At 35.4% G+C, this 21,425-nt stretch carries 16 protein-coding genes; 12 read left to right on the top strand and 4 right to left on the bottom strand.

Features of this window, described 5'->3' with window-relative positions; translation table 11 throughout:
- Nucleotides 1-481: 481 nt before the first annotated feature.
- The 5 genes from ACQKP0_RS04100 (at nt 482) to ACQKP0_RS04080 (ending at nt 10,325) form a co-directional block, all read left to right on the top strand.
- Nucleotides 482-4,852, top strand: coding sequence for a S8 family serine peptidase (locus tag ACQKP0_RS04100; RefSeq protein ID WP_427404541.1), 4,371 nt, complete (start codon nt 482-484; stop codon nt 4,850-4,852).
- Nucleotides 4,853-4,928: 76 nt separating this feature from the next.
- Nucleotides 4,929-6,404, top strand: a complete 1,476-nt coding sequence (locus ACQKP0_RS04095) for an Ig-like domain-containing protein (RefSeq protein ID WP_427404540.1) — start codon at nt 4,929-4,931, stop codon at nt 6,402-6,404.
- 491 nt (nt 6,405-6,895) lie between these two features.
- Entirely contained in the window at nt 6,896-8,428 is a 1,533-nt protein-coding gene (locus ACQKP0_RS04090) for a YifB family Mg chelatase-like AAA ATPase (RefSeq protein WP_427404539.1), read from the top strand.
- Between the two features lie 6 nt (nt 8,429-8,434).
- Nucleotides 8,435-9,490: a DNA-processing protein DprA gene (gene dprA, locus ACQKP0_RS04085; RefSeq protein WP_427404538.1), complete on the top strand. Its 1,056-nt coding sequence runs from the start codon at nt 8,435-8,437 to the stop codon at nt 9,488-9,490.
- A 199-nt stretch (nt 9,491-9,689) separates the two neighbouring features.
- The gene (locus tag ACQKP0_RS04080; protein ID WP_427404537.1) at nt 9,690-10,325 is read left to right on the top strand and encodes a transposase; all 636 of its coding nucleotides are present in this window, start codon (nt 9,690-9,692) and stop codon (nt 10,323-10,325) included.
- A gap of 188 nt (nt 10,326-10,513) precedes the next feature.
- On the opposite strand, the gene ACQKP0_RS04075 is transcribed toward ACQKP0_RS04080, so the two are convergent.
- A complete protein-coding gene (locus ACQKP0_RS04075; protein ID WP_427404536.1) occupies nt 10,514-10,912 on the bottom strand; it encodes a helix-turn-helix domain-containing protein in 399 nt (132 codons plus the stop codon).
- A gap of 185 nt (nt 10,913-11,097) precedes the next feature.
- Between ACQKP0_RS04075 and ACQKP0_RS04070 the strand changes: the two genes are divergently transcribed.
- A complete protein-coding gene (locus ACQKP0_RS04070; RefSeq protein ID WP_427404535.1) occupies nt 11,098-11,535 on the top strand; it encodes a hypothetical protein in 438 nt (145 codons plus the stop codon).
- Nucleotides 11,536-11,905: 370 nt separating this feature from the next.
- On the opposite strand, the gene ACQKP0_RS04065 is transcribed toward ACQKP0_RS04070, so the two are convergent.
- Entirely contained in the window at nt 11,906-12,388 is a 483-nt protein-coding gene (locus ACQKP0_RS04065; RefSeq protein WP_427404534.1) for a hypothetical protein, read from the bottom strand.
- A 792-nt stretch (nt 12,389-13,180) separates the two neighbouring features.
- On the opposite strand from ACQKP0_RS04065, the gene ACQKP0_RS04060 reads away from it, so the two are divergent.
- The 5 genes from ACQKP0_RS04060 to ACQKP0_RS04040 all read left to right on the top strand — a co-directional run bounded on the left by ACQKP0_RS04060 (nt 13,181) and on the right by ACQKP0_RS04040 (nt 18,175).
- Nucleotides 13,181-14,404, top strand: coding sequence for an MFS transporter (locus ACQKP0_RS04060; protein ID WP_427404533.1), 1,224 nt, complete (start codon nt 13,181-13,183; stop codon nt 14,402-14,404).
- Between the two features lie 443 nt (nt 14,405-14,847).
- Nucleotides 14,848-14,991: an aspartyl-phosphate phosphatase Spo0E family protein gene (locus tag ACQKP0_RS04055; RefSeq protein ID WP_427404532.1), complete on the top strand. Its 144-nt coding sequence runs from the start codon at nt 14,848-14,850 to the stop codon at nt 14,989-14,991.
- A 559-nt stretch (nt 14,992-15,550) separates the two neighbouring features.
- Nucleotides 15,551-16,750: a GTP-binding protein gene (locus ACQKP0_RS04050; RefSeq protein ID WP_427404531.1), complete on the top strand. Its 1,200-nt coding sequence runs from the start codon at nt 15,551-15,553 to the stop codon at nt 16,748-16,750.
- A 133-nt stretch (nt 16,751-16,883) separates the two neighbouring features.
- Nucleotides 16,884-17,033 carry a 50S ribosomal protein L33 gene (rpmG, locus tag ACQKP0_RS04045; RefSeq protein ID WP_427404530.1) on the top strand — a complete coding sequence of 50 codons (150 nt, stop codon included), beginning with the start codon at nt 16,884-16,886 and terminating at the stop codon, nt 17,031-17,033.
- A 167-nt stretch (nt 17,034-17,200) separates the two neighbouring features.
- Complete coding sequence (locus ACQKP0_RS04040) at nt 17,201-18,175, top strand: metal ABC transporter substrate-binding protein (RefSeq protein WP_427404529.1); 975 nt, start codon at nt 17,201-17,203, stop codon at nt 18,173-18,175.
- Nucleotides 18,176-18,327: 152 nt separating this feature from the next.
- Here ACQKP0_RS04040 and ACQKP0_RS04035 read toward each other — a convergent pair whose 3' ends face one another.
- Nucleotides 18,328-19,194 carry a TIGR03943 family putative permease subunit gene (locus ACQKP0_RS04035; protein ID WP_427404528.1) on the bottom strand — a complete coding sequence of 289 codons (867 nt, stop codon included), beginning with the start codon at nt 19,192-19,194 and terminating at the stop codon, nt 18,328-18,330.
- 11 nt (nt 19,195-19,205) lie between these two features.
- Nucleotides 19,206-20,204: a permease gene (locus tag ACQKP0_RS04030; RefSeq protein ID WP_427404527.1), complete on the bottom strand. Its 999-nt coding sequence runs from the start codon at nt 20,202-20,204 to the stop codon at nt 19,206-19,208.
- 165 nt (nt 20,205-20,369) lie between these two features.
- Here ACQKP0_RS04030 and ACQKP0_RS04025 point away from each other — a divergent pair, with 165 nt between their 5' ends.
- Nucleotides 20,370-21,341, top strand: a complete 972-nt coding sequence (locus ACQKP0_RS04025) for a CobW family GTP-binding protein (RefSeq protein WP_427404526.1) — start codon at nt 20,370-20,372, stop codon at nt 21,339-21,341.
- Nucleotides 21,342-21,425 lie beyond the last annotated feature (84 nt).

The raw sequence follows: 21,425 nt of genomic DNA, 5'->3' as shown, positions 1-21,425 counted from the left end.
GTAATTAAAACGATAATAGGAACCCACATAATATAAGAAAAGTCAAAATTTGAAGATATTTGGATGGTCTAACACGAGATTGAAAAATGATGTTCCTTTCCGTCGAATTTCTGAATTTTCATACCAAAATGGCAATTAAAATTGTATAAAAAAGAGGAATTTTTCCCTAGGGGAGAAATTTCTCTTTTTATTTGATCGAATTAGTGCACCATTATTTTTAGAGTAGGACATTATGTTACAGGATATAAGAATTTTCGCAAATTAATATGTCGAAATAATTTTAGGAAAGTCGAAAGAAAAACAATCGAATATTCTAAAAAATGATAAAAATATCTATTTTTCGCTATTTACAACAATTTACAGTCGTGTTACATTTTGTACACCTGGGTAAATTTAACTAAATCTTCTGTTTATCTGGGGGGATTTTGAGTAGGAGGGAGGACTAGTTTGTTATTTTAATATAATTAATGGGGGGAAACGAGTGAAGAAGTTTAGGGGATTGAAAAAAAGTTTGGCAATCGGGTTAGTGACATTATTAACCCTTTCAAACGGTGCTTTCGGCTCAGGAATAGCAAGAGCACAAGATGCAGATCAGTTGGACAAGCTGGTAAATCTTAACACATCGGGGAAAGAAAAACTTGCAATAACACAAAAGTTTAATGAACATGAGAAAGTTCGTGTTATCGTTGAACTAAAGGGTGATCCTGCCATTACACTCCCTACAAAACAAGGGATTCGATATAAGGATTTGCCTGAAAAAACAAAGCAAGATTTACAAGCTGATGTAAAAGAAGAACAGTCTGATTTCCTATCAGTAGTAAAGAAGGAAAAAATCGATTTCAAAGTTCAAAACACCTTTACGACCGTTGTTAATGGGATCAGTGGTGAAGTTGAATTTGGTAAGATTGAAAAACTAGAAAAACTGCCTGACGTTGAATCAGTAAGCCTTGTCAATGAGTATGAAAGGCCTAAAGAAAAACCTGAAATGATCTCCAGTAAAGATATGGTGGAAGCTATTCAAACCTGGAATACCGGATATAACGGTGAAGGGATGGTAGTGGGGATCATTGATTCAGGGATTGATTACACACATAATGATATGAAATTAAGTACTGGCACGAAGACAAAATTAACACAAGCGAAAGTAAACGATCTTGTTAAAGCAGCAAAGCTGCCAGGAAAATTCTATACATCAAAAGTTCCATACGGCTATAACTATGCCGACAAAAACAGTGAAATTCTAGATTTAGGACCGGATGCTACCATGCACGGGATGCATGTAGCTGGAACAGTAGGTGCAAATGGAGACGAAAGCAAAGATGGGATTAAAGGAATCGCTCCGGAAGCCCAATTACTCGCATTAAAAGTCTTTGGAAATGATCCTGCGATGCCATCAACCTTCGGGGACATTTATATTAAAGCGATTGACGACGGTATTATTTTAGGTGCCGATGTAATGAATATGAGCTTAGGTTCTCCAGCAGGATTTGTTGACTCAAATAGTTTAGAACAAAAAGCGGTCGATCGTGCAGTAAGCAATGGTGTCTTAATGTCACTTTCTGCAGGAAACGAAGGACAAATGGGGAATGGATTTAATAATCCATTAGCTTCTAACCCTGATATTGGTCTTGTAGGAGCTCCTGGACTTTCAACTAATTCTATCTCTGTTGCGTCGATTGAAAATAACAAGATCACTCTTGACCAAATGTCTGTGAAAGTGGGTAGCGAGACATTACCGATTGCGTATCTGAAACAGTCTTCACCGGATCCGATGGAAGTATTTGGAACAAAGGCTGAAAAAGATTTGGTCTATGTTGGCGACGGAAGTCCAGCTCAATATAAAGGGAAAGATGTGAAAGGCAAAGTTGTGTTTGCTGTAAGGACAGCAACTAATCCAAACTATGCTGAAATACAGAAAAACGCTGAAGATGCTGGTGCAGCTGGAGTAATCGTTAGGGGACATGCCAGTCACGGTGATTATGTGAGCATGGCATTAAATAACCCGACTATTCCGCTTGTAACACTTAGTCAAAGTGATGGTAATGCTCTTGAATCAAAAATCAAAGCAGCTGGAGGAATAGGTAAAGCAACATTTACTGGAAAAACAGCTACCGTTCCAAACAGTGCAGCAGGTACAATGTCAACGTTCAGTTCTTGGGGTGTGACTCCAAGCTTAGAGCTAAAGCCAGAAATTACGGCTCCTGGCGGCCAAATTTATTCTACTTTTAATGATGGAAAATATGGTGTCATGAGTGGAACATCCATGGCAGCCCCACATGTTTCAGGTGGATCAGCGTTAGTTTTACAAAAAGTTCAACAACTATTCCCGGATTTAAAGGGTGCTGACTTAGTTAAAAGGGCAAAAACAATTTTGATGAACACAGCTAAAGTTGTTCAAGATCCGAATAACAATAAGGTACCGTATTCTCCACGCCTTCAAGGTGCTGGAATCATGCAATTGCATTCAGCGGTTACAACACCAGTTTACGTAGTGAATAAAGGGACTCAGGATGGGAAAATTGAGTTGAAGGAAATAAAAGACGATGTATTTTACATGACAGTGACAGCGACAAACTTCAGTGATAAAGACGTAACTTACAATGTAGATGCTTCTGTATTAACAGATGCTGTTACAGGTTCTGGTACTGCTGCTAGAAACGCGTTGAAAGAAAAGGTAATTTCCAAAGCAAAAGTGAAAGTAGATAAGCCGAAAATAACTTTATTTGCAGGCGCTTCATCAGACATTACTGTTAAAATCGATCTTTCCGATGCAAAAGCAGAATTAGAAACCCTAATGAAGAACGGTTATTTCGTAGAAGGTTTTATCACACTTTCTAGTGATGATCAAAATAATCCATTACAAGAAATTTCAGTTCCATACGTTGGCTTCAAAGGTGATTGGAATAAGCCTCCAGTATTAGATGGAATGAAATATGATGCAACCTCTTTTTACGGAATTTCTGGAATGGTTGATGATCAAGCAAATTACTTAGGTGTTAATCCATTTACAGGAAAATACAACAAAAATTTAATCGCTATTTCTCCATATGGAAACGGTGATAACAAAGCAATTGCACCAGTTCTATCTTTCCTTAGAAACAGTAAAACGGTCGAATATGCGATTACTGATGCGAATGGAAAAACATTGCGCAAGCTTCGAACCGATAAAGATCAACGAAAAGATTATAATGTTGCTAAAAATAGAATCTATACGTACAAGCCATATTATACAGAATGGGATGGGGACTTGAATAATGAGCTTGCAGCAGAAGGATTGTACTACTATCAGGTGAAAACACAAATTGACTTAGCAGGTAAAGAACAGCAAGTATTAAAGATCCCTGTTATCGTCGATAATACTGCCCCTGTTATTACGTCTGCATCTTATAGCAAGAAATCCGGAATCCTCGCTATTGAAGCAGAAGATAATGGAAGCGGCCTGCAGTACTTAGAAATTTCTATCAATGGTCAACAATTAGGGTACTTGAATCCAAATGGTAGTAAATCTTACAGTGCCAAGGTTAATATTGGTTCCGTCGCCGATGGTGCTTCAATTGAAGTGATGGCATACGATTATGCGAATAACCATGCAGGAGTAACTATTTCAAGCCCAGGAGATAATACGATTCCTTACATTATCTCAGATACTCCAGAACCACTCGGCTTGTATGATACACGTACAATACCATTATCAGGATATGTAGTTGATGGTTCGAAAGTGGATTATTTAAGAATCAAAGGTGATAAAATTAAGGGCTCTCCTATCAACGTAAAATTAGACTATAACGCTGCATCGAAACGTTGGAATTTTTCAACTCAACTCGAATTTACAGCAGATGGAGTCCATGATATTTATTTTGAAGGTGCAGATATTGTTGGAAACAAAATAGAGTTTAGACGTCAGGTTATTATTGATACACAAGCACCGACTTTGAACATCAGTGGAATTCCTGATAATAACTTTGTTCCTGCAGATGGACCTAACCCAGAATTAACAGTTACTGTAGCTGATAACTTTGATGATATCCGTCTACTGATAAATGGCAGTGAAGAATATACACATGAGTTTGATGAGCCATATGAAATGAGGGCTTTCACTTACGATTACAAATTTACTCCTGAATTGAAAAAGGGGAAAAATAATATCAAGTTCGAAGTAGAAGATTTAGCGGGACATAAAGTGAATAAAACAATCACGATCTTTAAAGGTGAGAATCCGACTTCACCATTTATTACATCATACTCAATTTCACCAGGTGAGGATGTAAGTAAAGATAATCCTGCTACAATCACTGCGGAGGCATCTGATTCCATTACATGGGATGCAAAAGTAATTGATCCAGAAGGAAACATTATTACACTTGATTCGTCTGAAAGTAAAAACTATGAAGCTACTTTTACACCGGATACTTTAGCTATTAATGGTAAATATACATTAGAGCTAAGATCAGCAGGTGATAAAGATGGCTACAAGTATACAACTACATTCAATGTTGTTAACCTTCCAGTTTCGATTGATAAGGTGAATACACTTGATTCTAAGGGTGAAAAAGCGACTAACTTTACTCAAAACAGTATTGTAAAGATTAACGCTGATTTGAAAAACTTAAGTAAAGCTGCTTTTAACCCAACTGTTTTTGTACAAGTTACAGACAAAACAGGTGTAGTTGTTTACTTCGCTGAATTAAAAGATCAAAGTATAAAAGATCATGCGAAAAACAGATATAGTGTGGATATTCCATTAAATACCTTTGGAAAAGGATCCTATTCTATAGAAATCTTCGCTTGGGATAACATGGAAAATCCAATTCCTTTAGCAGGATCGAAAAAAGAATCATTCAACGTAAACTAATTAATAGATTGGGAGGTATTTACTACCTCCCTTTTAAAAAAGGTTGCTAACTAATAAAAAAATAGGGGTGAAATCATTGAAAAAAAGTGTTATAGCAATTTTTACAGCCATTTTTTTGATATTAGGATCCGTCTTACCGGTTTTTGCAGCAGATAATATAACACTAACTATCTCCACTGATAGAACCGATTATACACCTGGCAGTACGGTTATTGTTTCAGGAAAAGTTTTGAAGGGAGAAAAGGCAGGAAAGGGGACTAACCCGTTACTACAAATGAAAGATCCATCTGGTAAAATTATTCGCGTTTATCAATGGCAAGACTCACAAATCGCGAGAGATGGGTCTATTTCGACAAATCTTCCATTATCCAAAACGATTGAAAATGGTACATACACAATCCTAGTATCTGCTTCTGGAACTCAACAAATGACTAAAATTAATATTACGGGATCGACAGAACCAACTCCAACGGATCCAGATCCAAATCCTGGACCAGGTCCGGACCCGAATCCAAATCCAAATCCCGACCCAAAACCGGATCCAATAGATCCAACAACAGGTCCTGTCGCACCTAAAGTGAACCCAGTTACATCAGAAGATTTGGTAATCACAGGGGAATCAGAAAAAGGAACAAAGGTTATCATTTCGGACAAAAAAGATTTAACTTTAAATGGAGAAGTTAAAAGCAATGGAACTTTTTCTATATCTTTAAAAAATAAACTCAAAGCGGGTACTGTCTTATACGCCACTGCAGTTGATCAGAATAATAGGAAAAGCAAAGAAACAGAAATTAAGGTAGTCGACAAAACTCCCCCAGCCAAACCAACAGTAAATGTAGTCAGTGATAAGGATAAAAAAGTTACTGGAAAAGCAGAAGCTTTATCAAAAGTGACTATTAAGGTTGGAGCAAAGACGGTAGGAACTGGTACTGCTGATAAAAATGGAGCATTTTCAATAACAATAAAACCGCAAAAAGCAGGTACGGTCCTCACTATAACTACAACAAATGAAGCTGGGAACGAAAGTCAAGCTGTAAAGGTAACGGTAATAGACAAAACTCCTCCAGCTAAACCAACAGTAAATGTAGTTAGTAATAAGGATAAAAAAGTAAGTGGGAAAGCAGAAGCTTTATCAAAAGTGACCATTAAGGCTGGTAAAAAGACAATAGGAACTGGTACTGCCGATAAAAAAGGTACATTTTCAATATCTATTAAGATACAAAAAGCAGGTGTAGTGCTCTTTGTAACTGCAACAGATAAAGCTGGAAACACAAGTCAAGCAACCAAAGTGATTGTAAAAGACAAAATCCCTCCAAAGACACCAACAGTCAATCAAATAAAGTCAAATTCAACAAAAATAACTGGAAAGGCAGAACCAGGTGCAAACATATATGCTAAAGTTGGCAAAAAAATCATCGGCTCAGCAACAGTAAGTAAAAAAGGAACGTATTCCATAAAAATCAAAAAACAAAAAAGAGGAACCATCATCTATGTATACGCTAAAGACAAAGCTGGAAATGTAGGAAAGGCCAGAAAAGCTACCGTTAAATAAATTTTATTAAAAGACCATTATAAAACAAAATGCAGGGTGCCCCAGAAGCAATCTATAACATATGGGTCACCCTATATTTGGTGTCAGGCACCACAAAAAGACAAACGGAGATTTTTTCCGTGTGAGGTGGACACTTTTACAAAAAAATTACTTTTAAATTTTTTTCAAATGAAGAAGGAAAAAAGTAATGAATGTCGAATATTGTTTATAGTACTCTTCAAGTTTCCACAAAAAGTTTTATCTACGCAGCCTCGTCCCTACAAACACTACAAACACTAAAAGATTTAAATCCAGAGCAAAAATGAAAAGAATAATCAGGACCCCTTACACCCCGTTGAATAGTAACTAGTAGATGGTTCATCATTCCAGTTCCAATAAAACCGCTCAATCTATTAGATCCATAAGTGAAATTTTCCAACCAAAAACCCATGTAGGACATCACAAATCCAAAAAAATTCAACAATTAAAAATAAATAACAAGGAGATGAATCATGGCTTCTACTGTTTATAGTTTTACGATTTCTGGTATTGAAGGACAAGTTGTAGAGGTTGAGACTGACCTTTTAATCGGACTTCCATCTGTTTCGATCGTTGGTTTAGGAGATAAAGCTGTGAAGGAAGCGAGGGAAAGGTTAGAGGCAGCCATTAGACATGCCCATTTTAATTTTCCACCACAACGAGTCGTTTTTAACTTAGCACCTTCTGATATGAAAAAAACCGGAACCCATTTTGATTTGGCGATGGCAATAGGTCTACTGTTAAGAACGAATCAAATACAAGGAAAGCTCATAAAAAACACCGGATTTATCGGGGAACTCTCATTAAATTCCTATATCCGTCCAGTGTCAGGGGTTTTACCAATGGCGATAAAAGCAAAGGAAAACAATATTACAAGGCTGATTATGGCGAAAGAAAATGTACAAGAAGGCAGGCTGGTTAAAGGATTAGACATTTATGGATGTGAAACCCTGATAGATGTTGTGCATTTGCTAAATGATGTTCGTTCTTATTCAGCAGATGAATCTTTGATGTTTTCTAATTCGCCAATAAAAACAAACCAACTAGATTTTAAGGAGGTCAAAGGGCAGGAATGGCTAATTGATTTTATTACTATTGCTGCAGCTGGTGGCCATAATCTTTTAATGATCGGACCACCTGGTTGCGGAAAATCAATGATTTCTAAACGAATCCCCACTATTTTGCCCACAATGTCTGAAACGGAATCTCTTGAGGTGATGAAAATCTATAGTGTAGCGAATCTTTTAAAAAATAATAGCTATCTCATTACTGAAAGACCTTTCAGAGCTCCACATCATAATGCATCAACAAATGCGCTAATAGGAGGTGGCCCTTATGCACTTCCTGGCGAAATATCACTTGCCCACAATGGGGTTCTATTTTTAGATGAAATAGGCGAATTTAGTCGAAAGACGCTGGATTCAATGAGGCAGCCGCTAGAAGATAGATCTGTCACGATTACACGAGTTTGGGGATCAAATACGTATCCTGCTAATTTTATGTTAATAGGTGCAATGAACCCTTGTCCATGTGGATATTTTGGACAAGAACGCTGCAGGTGTACCGATTATGAGGTATTAAAATATCGGAAAAAGTTATCAGGTCCAATCATGGACAGGATGGATATCCAAAAATATGTCGGAGTTGTTGATTTTTTTGATAATAGTTTAAAAGGAAAAAGCTCTGATCAATTAAGGAAATTAGTAGAGAAAGCGAGATTAATCCAGCAGAATCGTTATAAGAATATCCCCTCCGTTAATTGTAATGCACAGTTACCCCCAGCTTTACTCCAAAAGTTTTGTAAATTAGATAAGGCTTCGATTCATTTACTCCGCCAGTCAGCTGAACGTTTTCAGTATAGCGGACGAACCATTCACAAATATATCAAGATTGCGAGAACGATAGCAGATTTAGAAGGTGAAAAAGAAATCCGCACGGAACATATGCGAAAAAGCTTATTAAGTCGTGATTTGGAAAAAGACGAGTATACATTTTTAGGAGGGTAAAGAATAATGGATCTATATTGGATATGGTTAAGCATGCTGAAAAACGTAGGTCCTGTTATACAAAAACGATTACTTACTCATTTCCGTACACCAAAATACATATATGATGCATCTGAAAAGGAGTTGATTTCAGTGAATGGAATGAGGAAACAGGCAATTGCTTCAATAATAAATAATAGGAGTTTAAAAGAGGCCGAAAAAATTACAAATAGGATGGTGAAAAACAATATACGCATGCTTACAATTGATGATCACCGTTATCCTGAAAAGGCAAAGGATTGTAAAGAGTCTCCAGCCGTTTTGTATTATAAGGGAAATCTTAAATCTTATCAAACAGCTATAGCCATAGTTGGTTCGAGGAGATGCACATCATATGGTAGAAAAGTAGCAGAGGAGATCGGAGCCGAACTTGCTTTACTAAAAATACCTGTGATAAGTGGGTTTGCCAAGGGAGTTGATAGTTATGCGCATTTTGCCTGTGTGAAACAAGGAGGATACCCAATTGTGTTTCTTGCTGGCGGGGTGGATGTGTGCTACCCAAACGAACAACAACTACTCTATGAAAAAATAGTAGAAACAGGAGTCATTCTATCACAATATCCGCCAGGCAGTGTGCCGAAACCAAAGCAATTTCTCCAACGAAACAGCCTAATTAGTGCTTGGGCAAGCGAAGTTATTGTAGTAGAGGCTGGAAAAAGTAGCGGAGCATTATGGACAGCAAATTTTGCAAAAAAACAAGGTAGAAAAGTATATGCAGTTCCCAACCAAATTCATGTACCAGAAGGAGAGGGGACGAACCAATTAATATCTCAAGGAGCAGCTCCTTATTTAGGAATCAAAAGTTTGGATTCAATAAAAGGTATGACGATCAAAAATAATCAAAATCAAGAACCTAAATCAGAAATCGACCCAATTCTATCAATCCTTTCAGAATCACCCCACTCCCTCTTAGAATTATCCAAATATTTGAAGATAAACATTCCGGAGCTCACAGATAAACTCCTCAATCTAGAACTACAAAGAAAAATCATCATCCGAGGAAATATGATCAAAAAGCTTTAATGAAAATCGAATAATTATTCAAAAAATTCATAAATGGTGCCTGACACCTTCCGTGGACATTTAATGTTTTTTTCCATCCCTGGTGGACACCTATAACAAATTTTATAAATATAACAGATAGTGTCCATGTTGGTGGAAAAATATCCTGTTTGTTCACACACGGTATTTGACACCTTAAAAAGAGAAAGGAGTGATTGTTTTGCCACGAAGACATCGGTTATGGTTTTCTGGTGCAAAGTATCACATTACGAGTAGAGGCATAAGAAAAAGTGCTTTATTTTACGATGATCAAGATCGGAGGAAATACTTAAGCTTATTAGAAGAAGTAAAGACGAAGTTTCCCTATAAAATATACGCCTATTGTTTGATGACAAATCATATTCATCTTCAAATCGAAACGATTGATCATTCTCCAAGTGTGATTATGAAACAACTTCACACTCAATATGCTAAATACTTTAATAAAAAATATGATTTTACAGGCCATGTTTTTGAAAGCCGATATGGTGCTGAACTAATTGATACGCTTGATTATGAATTAGAGGTTCATAAATATATTCACTTAAATCCGCTAAGGGCAAATCTTGTTGATCACTTAGAAGATTATCCATGGAGCAGTTATCGTACCTATCTTTTAGGTGAAGAAAATCCTCTTGTCTCTACTGATCATATCTTCTCCTATTTTAGTAATCCGCTAATTAAAAATTATAGAAAATATATAAACGCACCCCACTGCTATCTCGTATTTTTACCTAATGGAAAGGTGGAGTATCACCCTAAGGAGAACCACATATTACTAGAAATATTGAATAAAGAATATCGGTTCAAAAGATGATAAAAAAATTGTTTGATAAATAACAATGAAAACAGTGGATGACCTCTTGTTAGATGAAGAGTGAAAGGCTTTTTATATATATGTGTCCACATACAGTGGACTTTTCCCCTAAAAGTCCACGAATGGTGCCTGACACCAAAAAAATCAGTCCATCCCTGTTTCGATATAGGAAAAGGAATGGACTGATTTTATTCTCGCTCATTTTTTATAAGGGAAATAATATTATTGATTAGTTTTCTCTTTTGTTTTTCTGGATAATATGAAAGAATGTTGATTTCTTTTGTAAGAGCTGGCTCAAGCTCAAAAAACTCAATCGTTCTTTGCATCTCAGCGTCAGCAAAATGTTCTCTTATAATCATTGGCTGCAGCACATTGCCGGATTCAGAGCCGCGGATTAAATAGATTAAATGCTCGTTAGAGAGGTTTGTTGCTTTTATAAAATCATCAATCACATCTGAGGCAATGACTTGCTTTCCAGTTTCCAATTTTGATATTTCAGGTTGTTGTCGCCCCATTCTCGCCCCCAATTCCTCCTGGGTCATATTCAGCTCTTCACGTATTTTTTTAAATCGTTCATGAATGGACATATCAACACCTGCTATCTTTTTATTTTTAAAGATAGCTTTTTTGATACAATAAAAAAGTAAATATGCTAAATTAGAATAAAATTATGAATGCTTATTTAGAATATAAGCACAGATTAAGTTAAATGTATTTTACAATTATACTAAATATTAGCTTTTATATAGTCAAAAAGTACCGGAGGGGAGTTATGGGAGAAATAAGAATTCATTTTCAGGAAATATTGTCACATGGTCATTTTATTAAAGGAGACTATCAATTAGTTTGTCATGGAAAAATCATAAGCAAGAACAAAGTTAAAATCCTTTCAGACTTTCACTTTCATCACGCACTTCAATGTAGCATAACATCTGCTTATCCATCATCAGTTATTCTTATAACACCACTACAGGAATGGACATCGATAAATATTCGTGTCTGCTACAAAAACAATCATTGGGATATCAAGCTTGTAGTTGATTTGACTAATCGACGTATTTTTATCGAGAATCAGGACCCAATTCCACCTTTCATGCTATCAAGAATCCTATCATCCTTTGGCTTAAAAAACAGAAAACGAATTCTCTATTTAAGCTCACATATTGGAATACATAATAATAAATCTCACTTAAACATTGAAAATAACTGACTAAAAACAAATCAATTGTTATATGTGGATAATAAACAGTAATTTAAGTAATTCAATTATCATAGGTAAAAAGCCCTTGTGACAATAAGGGCTTTTTAATATGAAAAGATATTAATAAATATCAACTGTCCGCATGAGGTGGAAAAATAAGTGAAATGTCCACGAGCGGTGCCTGACACCACAAAAAGACAAATAGTGAATATTTCCACCTGACATGGACTGTTTGTTACTTTTTGTTATATACAATGGAATTCATTTCAATGACTAATAATGGTTTAGCTGCTCTACATCGCTTTCTTTTGATTGGGTAAAGAAAAAGATGAAGAGAATGATAGGGAGTGCAATGAGAAAAACCCCGCCTTTTGATGGGCTAATCGTTGGTAGATCTGTTAAAGACATACTCATCATTCCTTTTTAATTGGTTGATTAATTCTTTATTTATATGAAACTGCCTTGTAACTTTTTTATATAAGCTATAGTCTTTTCTTAAATGAGGAAGAGAAGGTTCGGGGATTTGCATGCCGAATATTGGTCCACTTACGAGGAGTGTAAACTCGCTAGCGCCTACAAAAGTTCCTTCTATCGCAATTAGACCTTTTATTAATAAAATGGCAATTATGATATCAAATACGTCTATAAATGCGGTTGCGATTTTATTTCCATCCACCCCTTCTGTTCTTGGTGTACCGGTAAGGGGCCCTCCTAGAGATAATCGAAAGGCTTTTGAAGTAACAAAAACTCCTCTTATTGTAATTTGTCCAGTTAATAATAATACGGCTGTCACGAGACTAATATCGCGTTGAATCTCACGAATGATCCGCTTTTCTTTTTCTAATTCCTCGTTCTTATACAATGCCCTCACACCCCTGTTAACATCTTATTCTTATAGAGGCTTGATGTTACAGATATGGTGTCATGAATAAGACAAGGGGCCTTTGACATTAAAATGAATACTTCAAAGATTCTATAAAACTCCTTTACAAACAGTAAAGGATTTCCACATGTGAATATGTATATCACCAATTTAGATTGTCCACCTGGAGTGGAAAAAAGGGTCAAATGTCCACGAACGGTGTCAGGCACCATGCTCAGTCATGATCATAGTTGCTTTTGTTGGTTTGTTTTTCTTTATTGGATAATGAAATAGTTTTTTTCGTAATAATCGATAAGGAGCTGGAGGAAGATTAATAAAAAATATAAATGTTAGATGAGATAAACTATTTGAAAAACAGTGTTTAAGCAAATGATTGTACGTCCCCGAGTGGAGATAAAGTGAAATGAACATGGTTGAAGTCAGGGGAAAAAAGGGCGGAGTAAGGATGGATAAAAATTTAAAAATTTCTTGAAAATGTTATTCGAATCAGTTAAACTGTTAACACCAATAAACGAAGGAGTGAACCAAAGGGCGATGATCTACTAATCCTATTCTCTAAAAAAATTTCCGTTACGTCACGATGCATTTTTCTGAATAGGATTAGTCTATACTTTTATAAATGATGATCGTACAGTTAGTATTATGACTGTACTGTGTCCTTTTATGGTTCTAGACGACCTCTTATCCAGAAAATGTAGGATAGGGGGTTTTTTATGTGGTTAAAATGATTAGATGATGCGAAATACTTAATAAAAAGAGAAGGAGAATCTTATGACACAATTATTAAAAAACCGCTTTGTTCGAGCGATATTTGTTTCCGCGTTATTTTTACAGGTAGGAATTTGGGTGAGGAATTTTGCTGTGTTACTGTTCGTTATGGAAAAAACTAATGGCAATGCACTGGCCGTTTCATTGATTTCTGTAGCAGAATTTGCACCGATATTTATCTTTTCATTTATCGGAGGGACGTTTGCAGATCGCTGGCGCCCGAAAAGGACAATGATTTGGTGCGATGTTTTAAGTGCTGTTTCTGTTTTTGCCGTCATCCTTGCACTTGTTTATGGGGGATGGAAAGCAGTCTTTTTCGCTACTTTAATCTCATCGATTCTATCTCAATTTTCACAGCCATCTGGGATGAAGCTATTTAAGATGCATTTACAAGAAGATTTAATTCAGTCTGCAATGTCCATCTATCAAACAATTTTTGCCATCTTTATGATTTTGGGGCCGATACTTGGGACTTTTGTATTCCAAAAATTTGGGATTGATGTTTCCATTGCCATCACAGGTATCGCTTTCCTTTTATCAGCTGCTGCGTTAACATTTATTCCAGCAGATCATTCAATGGAAAAAGATACAAAATCAACAACACTGTGGCAAGAAATGAAAAGCGGTCTTCAATATGTTTTTGCCAAAAAAGAATTAAAACTACTCGGAATTTGCTTTATGGCAGCGGGGCTTGCAATCGGTTTAATCCAGCCGCTTAATATTTTCCTAGTTACCGAGCGATTGGGCTTACCAAAGGAGGATCTCCAATGGCTTCTAATGGTTAACGGATTTGGGATGATTTTAGGTGGCGGAATTTCAATGGCTTTTTCGAAAAAAACCCCGCCTCAAAAGCTACTAGTATTAGGAATGCTTGCTAACGCCATTGGAATGGCTATTATAGGTGCGTCCCCTGTATTGTGGATCACGTTAGCGGCCGAATTTTTGTGTGGATTTTTCATGCCGAGCATCCAAATTGGTATCAACACAATGATTCTGCAAAATACAGATTCAGATTTTATCGGCAGGGTGAATGGTACGTTAAGTCCACTATTTACTGGATCGATGGTCGTAACGATGAGTATTGCTGGTTCGCTTAAAAATTTATTGTCCATTGTTACGATGTTTGAAATTGCTGCTGTCTTGTTTGTTGTCGGAATTCTGTTTATCATGCCGATTTACAATAAGGCAGTTCCGGAAAGGATGGAGCTTTCGAAAGATCAGGCTTAATTTTCTATTATGGTAGTTAATAATCGTTAAAAATACAAATTTCAAAATGTGGAGGACCTTCTTTCAAATAAGAAGGTCTTTTATCCTTTTTCTTCAACACACTGGAAACAATAAAACAACCTGTGCCCTATTATCGGGACAGGTTGTTTTATTAGTAGGTTACAAATTCTCTATTAATATATCCAATTAACAGAGAATTTGATTTCTTTCTTTGGTTTGCCTATCACAGCCTAGACTGTCCATGTGGGGTGGAAAAAAAGGTCAAATGTCCACGGACGGTGCCTGACACCTTAGAAAAAATGTTGTTTTATTAGAAGTATTGTCGAAACTATTTAAATTTTTCACTAAATTGAACATAATAATTCAAAAGGACTATTTTATATAAATATATAGTAAGAAAACGGGTGAATAAATTGATAAATTATGATACTAAAAATGTTCATTTGACAGAGAAGATTGAACGTTTACGACAAAAAATGATAGAAGATGGTATGAAAAAAGGACTACAAAATAAAGAAACACTGGGACATAGTCAAGAGCTTGATGAACTAATATATAAAATTCAATTAAAGGCTAGAGTAGGGTGAAAAATTAAATGGTAATTTTATTGCGTATGTTTTTCCTAGATGTAAACGACTACTTAAGGGAGATTCGAAAATTCATTTGTGAAAAAAACGGCCTTCATCGAAATAGAGGGGTTAAACCATTTAATCTTAGGCTTTGTTAATGATGATTGTTGATAAATTTACCTGTAGGGAATACTTAAAGCGATTTCTACACAAACGCATATCTTACAAGACTTTTTCAGGAACAACAGTTTAACAAAGCCTAATTTTAAAATGAAGCTCGATCGTATTGTTCTATATACAATGTTGGATTTTAATTTAATATTAATGGTCTCTGATACCAAAATGTTTTTGACATTTGTTAGGCAGGTATAGTATGATTTAAATCGTAATGATTACTATTTGTGTGTGAGGTTTTTTATTTAAACGAAATAAAAGTATATTAAGAGGCATAGGAATAAGGTTTTGTGTTTTAAAAAAATACATAACAAAATGAAAACCTCGGATTCTAATTTTTTTTCAATGAAGTTGTCTAGAATGTAAATCGTAATGATTACAATTTAATATTAGGAGGACTGGAATGAACAATCGAAAAATACCAGTAACGGTTTTGAGTGGATATTTAGGAGCAGGGAAAACAACCATTTTAAATCATATATTAAAAAATCGTGATGGTCTAAAAGTAGCAGTCATTGTAAATGACATGAGTGAAATTAATGTTGATGCAGAGCTTGTTAAGCAAGGTGGCGGGCTGCGAAGGACAGAAGAAAAATTAGTTGAACTATCAAATGGATGTATTTGCTGCACATTAAGAGAAGATTTGCTAGTTGAAGTACAAAGGCTAGCAAGTCAAGGAGATATTGATTATATTGTCATTGAATCCACCGGGATCAGCGAACCAATTCCAGTTGCCCAAACGTTTTCTTATATCGATGATCAGCTAGGAATTGATTTAACGAAAGACTGTCGACTCGATACGATGGTGACAGTTGTAGACGCCAATCGATTCTGGCATGATTTTTCATCAGGGGAATCTCTATTGGAAAGAAGTCAGGCAGTAGGGGAAGAAGATACAAGAACGATTTCAGATCTACTCGTTGATCAAATTGAATTTTGTGATGTTCTGATATTAAATAAATGTGATTTACTAGAAAAAGATCAGCTAGATCAGCTAGAAAGCTTTTTAAGAAAACTACAGCCTGAAGCGCGATTCATTCGTACAGTTAATGGTAATATTCAGACATCCGAAATCTTAAACACGGGATTATTTGATTTTGACCATGCGAGTCAATCTGCTGGTTGGTTAAAGGAATTAGAGGCAGAAGTTCATACTCCAGAAACAGAAGAATATGGGATCAGCTCATTCGTATTTAGCAGCAATAAACCATTTCATTCAGAAAGATTGAATGTATGGATAGAGGAAATGCCTGAAGAAATTGTAAGAGCGAAGGGACTTGTTTGGTGTGCAACAAGAAATGATGTAGCTCTTCTTTTGTCCCAAGCAGGACCATCTGTACAGCTTGAACCGGTTGCTTATTGGATTGCTTCATTACCAAAGGAACAACAAGAAGCCTATTTAATAGAAGATCCAGAACTAAGAAATAGTTGGGATTCTCAATATGGTGATCGCAAAACTGAGCTAGTTTTAATAGGAATTGATATGAAAAAAGACGGGATTATTCAGTCGCTGAATGATTGCTTATTAACAGAGGAAGAAATGAGTGGAAACTGGAATAATTTAAAGGACCCGTTTGAATGGGTAATTACTGCTCAAGGCTAATTTTATTTTATAAATCGTAATGATTACACTTTAAGTGAGTATGATTGTACAGAAAGAGGCTAATAAACAAAGGTTATATAGGAACAGAATAGCAAGTTGCTAGATTTTATGAAAGTAGAAGGAGGGTTTTAACATGCGGGTAAAAATTACATTAGCTTGTACAGAAACAGGCGATCGAAACTACATTACAACGAAAAATAAACGGACGAATCCTGAACGACTTGAACTTATGAAGTATTGTCCACGATTAAAAAGACATACATTGCATAGAGAGACAAAATAGAAGAGAGTCTTTGATAAAATTAGTTTTCGTTATAATAAAACCATCCGTATGGTATGAGTGAAGCGATTTATTAACGAAGTAAAACAAGCTGAACGCATACCATACAGGGTTTTATTTGAAACCGTAACATTGTTTAACTATTTAAATGAAATGGGGAAAATTTTAAAATGAAACGTTTTCGCTTTAAATCTATTTTGATTTTGTTTACTGCGATTATTTTAATGGCAGGGTGCGGAAAAAAAGAGGAGACCTCTGTTGCTAATTCTAGTAAAGATCCAGCTTCGAATAAGATAAAGGTCATTACAACTTTTTATCCTATGTATGAATTTACAAAAAATGTTGCAGGTGATCGTGCCGATGTTCAATTATTGATTCCATCAACAATCGAACCACATGACTGGGAACCTTCTCCGAAGGACATGGCAAACATCCAGAGTGCTAACATCTTTATATATAATAGTGAATATATGGAGACTTGGGTGCTAAATGTACAAAAAAGCATTAAGAGTGATAAATTATCATTTGTTGAGGCAAGTAAAGGGATTACATTAGCAGAAGGTGGGGATGAAGACCATCACGATGGTGAAGAGGGACATGATGAACATGATCATCACCATGAAATGGATCCACATGTTTGGCTAAGCCCAGTTCTAGCACAAAAAGAAGTAGAATCAATCACAGCAGCTCTGATTAAGGCAGACCCAAATAATAAAGAAGCATATGAGAAAAATAGTGATGCATATATTGCAAAGTTAAAACAACTAGACAATGATTTTCGTGAAGGTTTAAAAAATATTAAGAAAAAAGAAATGATTACACAGCATGCTGCATTTGGTTATTTAGCTAAAGAGTACGGTCTTAAACAAGTTCCTATTGCAGGATTATCTCCTGATCAAGAACCTAGTCCTGCAAAGCTAGGAGAGCTTAAGAAATTTGCCAAACAACATGATGTCAAAGTAATCTATTTTGAAGAACTAGCATCACCAAAAGTGGCACAAACACTAGCAAACGAAATCGGTGCAAAAACGCAAGTACTAAACACACTAGAAGGGCTAAGTAAAGAAGATCAAGACAAAGGCCTTGATTATATCAAAGTAATGGAAAATAACCTAGAAATACTAAAGCAATCCCAATCTAAATAAAGCAAAAGAAAAAGCGTGTTCATTGCAACACGCTTTTTTCTGTGTACTTCGTAAGAGTACAAATGTCCACAAATGGTGTCAGGCACCATTTATTCAAAAAATGAATAAATATTCGAAAAATGTATAAATGGTGCCTGACACCTAATTGATAATTAATCCAATTTTACAGCTATGTCATACACATATGGTTGCTTTGGTTCTTGGATTTTTTCTATTGAATGGATCTTGAGGACAGGTAGAGTTGTATCGTTGTAGTTTATCTTGTTTAACCTTCCTTTTACGCGGATCCATGTATCATTCTCGAGGCTGGCGATATCCCCTTGGGCCATGATTCCATAGACAGAAGCATCTGCTATGCAGCAGGAAATGACAAAGCGGGCAATGACGATTTGGTTATTTTTGAAATCCTTCTCACGATACACAAAACCCACTGTTTCAATTTCCTTTCCGATAAATTCATCGAGATTTTCTTGAAGGATGCTCATGGTCGGCATATAAACTTTATCATCAACCACAATTTTCTTTTGTGCTATTAGACTTTGCTGCAGAGTGTCATACGCTTTTTGTGACATTTCTTGAGGCTGAGAAGAAATCGTATTTTGTGATTCTTTATTTTTGCTTACTTTGGTCGACGGTTGACTCGGGGATTTCGTTTCATATTGGATTTGGCGATTCTCTACAACAGAACTGCCCAGAGTATGATCAGAAAACAAAAACCCTGTAAAAATTGGAATGATAAATAAAGAATAATAAAAAAGTGATCGGAAAGTCGTTTTCGGCGGCCCGTGATCTTCACAGCATTCACATATAACATTACTCTTTTCTGATGTACCATTAAATATTTGTAGAATCCCTAAAATCAATAGTATAAAAGCTGTAAAATAAAGAAAAGGATACATCTTTGGGGCAATAAAATAGCTGATTTTATTACTTAATAATAATTTATAAAAAAATAAAGTAAATCCTACTAATATAATCCCTCTTAAAAATGTATGAAATTTGATTCTTTGCTCATCCATATTCTCACTCCTCACAATAGTATATCTACTAATCTTGATAATCCATATATAGTCACGATCGTAATCACCATTAAACTAATGACAAATTTCATTCGAAAATAAGCAAATAGCATAATCGTGTTTTTAATATCAAGCATCGGACCCATGACAAGAAAGGCAATCAAAGAGCCCATTGTAAATGTATTATGAAAAGAAGAAGCTACGAAGGCATCCGCTTCAGAGCAAAGGGATAACACATATGAAAACCCCATCATCACTGCAGGCGCTGCAGTCTCATTAGTTCCAATCGAAACTAAGAGACTTCGGTCTAAAAATGTTTGGAAAAAGCTTGCACACAAAGCGCCAATGATGAGAAATTTCCCTGTATCAAAAAATTCATCACTTGCATGCTTAAAAACTTCTCCTAATCTATTTTTTCGTACAGTAGAAAAATGATTTTGTTCAAATGGGAGAGCATGCTTTAAAATGTTTTTATTATGAAAAAGCAAGTAAATCATAGAGCCGACGATGATTGCCACTACAAAGGCAAGTCCCATCCTTACATATAAAATGACATGATCATTTTGAAAAGCATAATACGTTGATAAAAAGACGACTGGATTTAAAATGGGAACAGTCAGCATAAACACAATCCCTACATGCTGTGGCAATCCTTTTTTTATTAATCTGCGTGCAATCGGAATAATTGCACATTCACAAATTGGAAAAATAACCCCTAGAAGGGAGGCAGGAATCATGGCTAGAAAAGCATGCCTAGGCAATATTTTTTGAATTGTTTTTTCTGATACAAAGGATTGGATCAATGCTGAAGCAAACACTCCAATTAAAATAAAGGGAATCGCCTCTAGTACAATGCTTAGAAAAATCGTATTGACATTAAAAAAATCATTCGGAATATACTTTGTAAAAAGATCTTTAATATTCTCAGAAAACAGAAATAAATAGATAAATATAAGAAAAAGCAACACAACAAACGTTTCTTTCATCCCTCTTATTTTTGAAAATATCATTTTAATCCTCCTAGTAATTTCTTAAAACGGAATTATTCCTATTTGTAACTTATGCTAGAGTCCACATTTTTAGTACAAGGATATTTATACTAAAATTGTTAATCATAATCATTCCGATTTAGGAATATACTTTATTAACACTTTTTTTATGGAGGAATCAATAGAATGAAAACGAAAAAAATCCCTGTATACATTTTGACTGGATTTCTTGGTAGTGGGAAAACAACGATTCTATTAAAGATGCTCGAGGAATTTAAACAAAGACAAATAAAGCCGGGAATCGTTTTAAATGAAATAGGGAGCATTAATGTGGAGGAACACTATTTTCAAAATGAAAAAGTCGTTGAATTATTAGATGGCTGCATTTGCTGTTCCATTAAAGATGATTTAATTAGTGGTTTGCAGCAATTTTTAAAAAGTGAAAATCAAGTAGATGTTTTATTAATAGAAGGGACAGGCATTGCCAATCCAAAAGAAATTGTCGAAGCATTAACAGATATCCACCTAATCGATCATTTTGAAGTGTTTTCAATCATTAGTGTCATCGATTCTAGTAGATTCCTTGAATATGGAAGCATCTTTGCCAGTTCAAAGGAAATCCGTGAATTACTTTCTGAACAGCTTGTGAACAGTACTCTAGTTGTTTTAAATAAAATGGATTTAGTGAATCAAAAGACGATAACGAAAATACGGAAAAAGCTAGACTCCCAATTAAAGCACGATCCTCTTATAATTGAAACGACTTTCGGAAAAATAGAGGCCGATCTATTATTGAAAAAAAGAGTAGAATCTGTCACCATTTCTGCCACAAGTCATCATACTCATGATAAAGGACATCATAAACATCACCACCATCACTCTTTTCAAGTGATGAAAATAGAAAATGTACCAGCGATCAATTTAAGAAAATTTGAGAAATGGCTGAATACACTACCAGAAACAATTGTAAGGGGAAAAGGAATCATTCGTACGAATAAAAGTGGAGAGGATTGGTGTCACTTTCAGTTTTCTTCGAAACAAATACAACTTACCCCAATAAAACGTGAATCAATCATGTCTCCTTGCCTTATATTTATTGGCAGCCAATTAAATTCAAGTGTTCTGGAGGAGAGTTTTAGAGAGGAAGTAGTCGGATAGGTATATTATAAAAGCATAGAAACAACAAAAGGACGCGATTTTTGTTCGCGTCCTTTGTTAAAAATAAAGTTTAGAAAAGAACCA

The organism is Heyndrickxia sp. NPDC080065 (genome assembly GCF_050281185.1).
GTDB lineage: Bacteria > Bacillota > Bacilli > Bacillales > Bacillaceae_C > Heyndrickxia.
The sequence above is the reverse complement of the archived record's forward strand: the minus strand, read 5'-3'. Positions and strand labels throughout refer to the sequence as shown.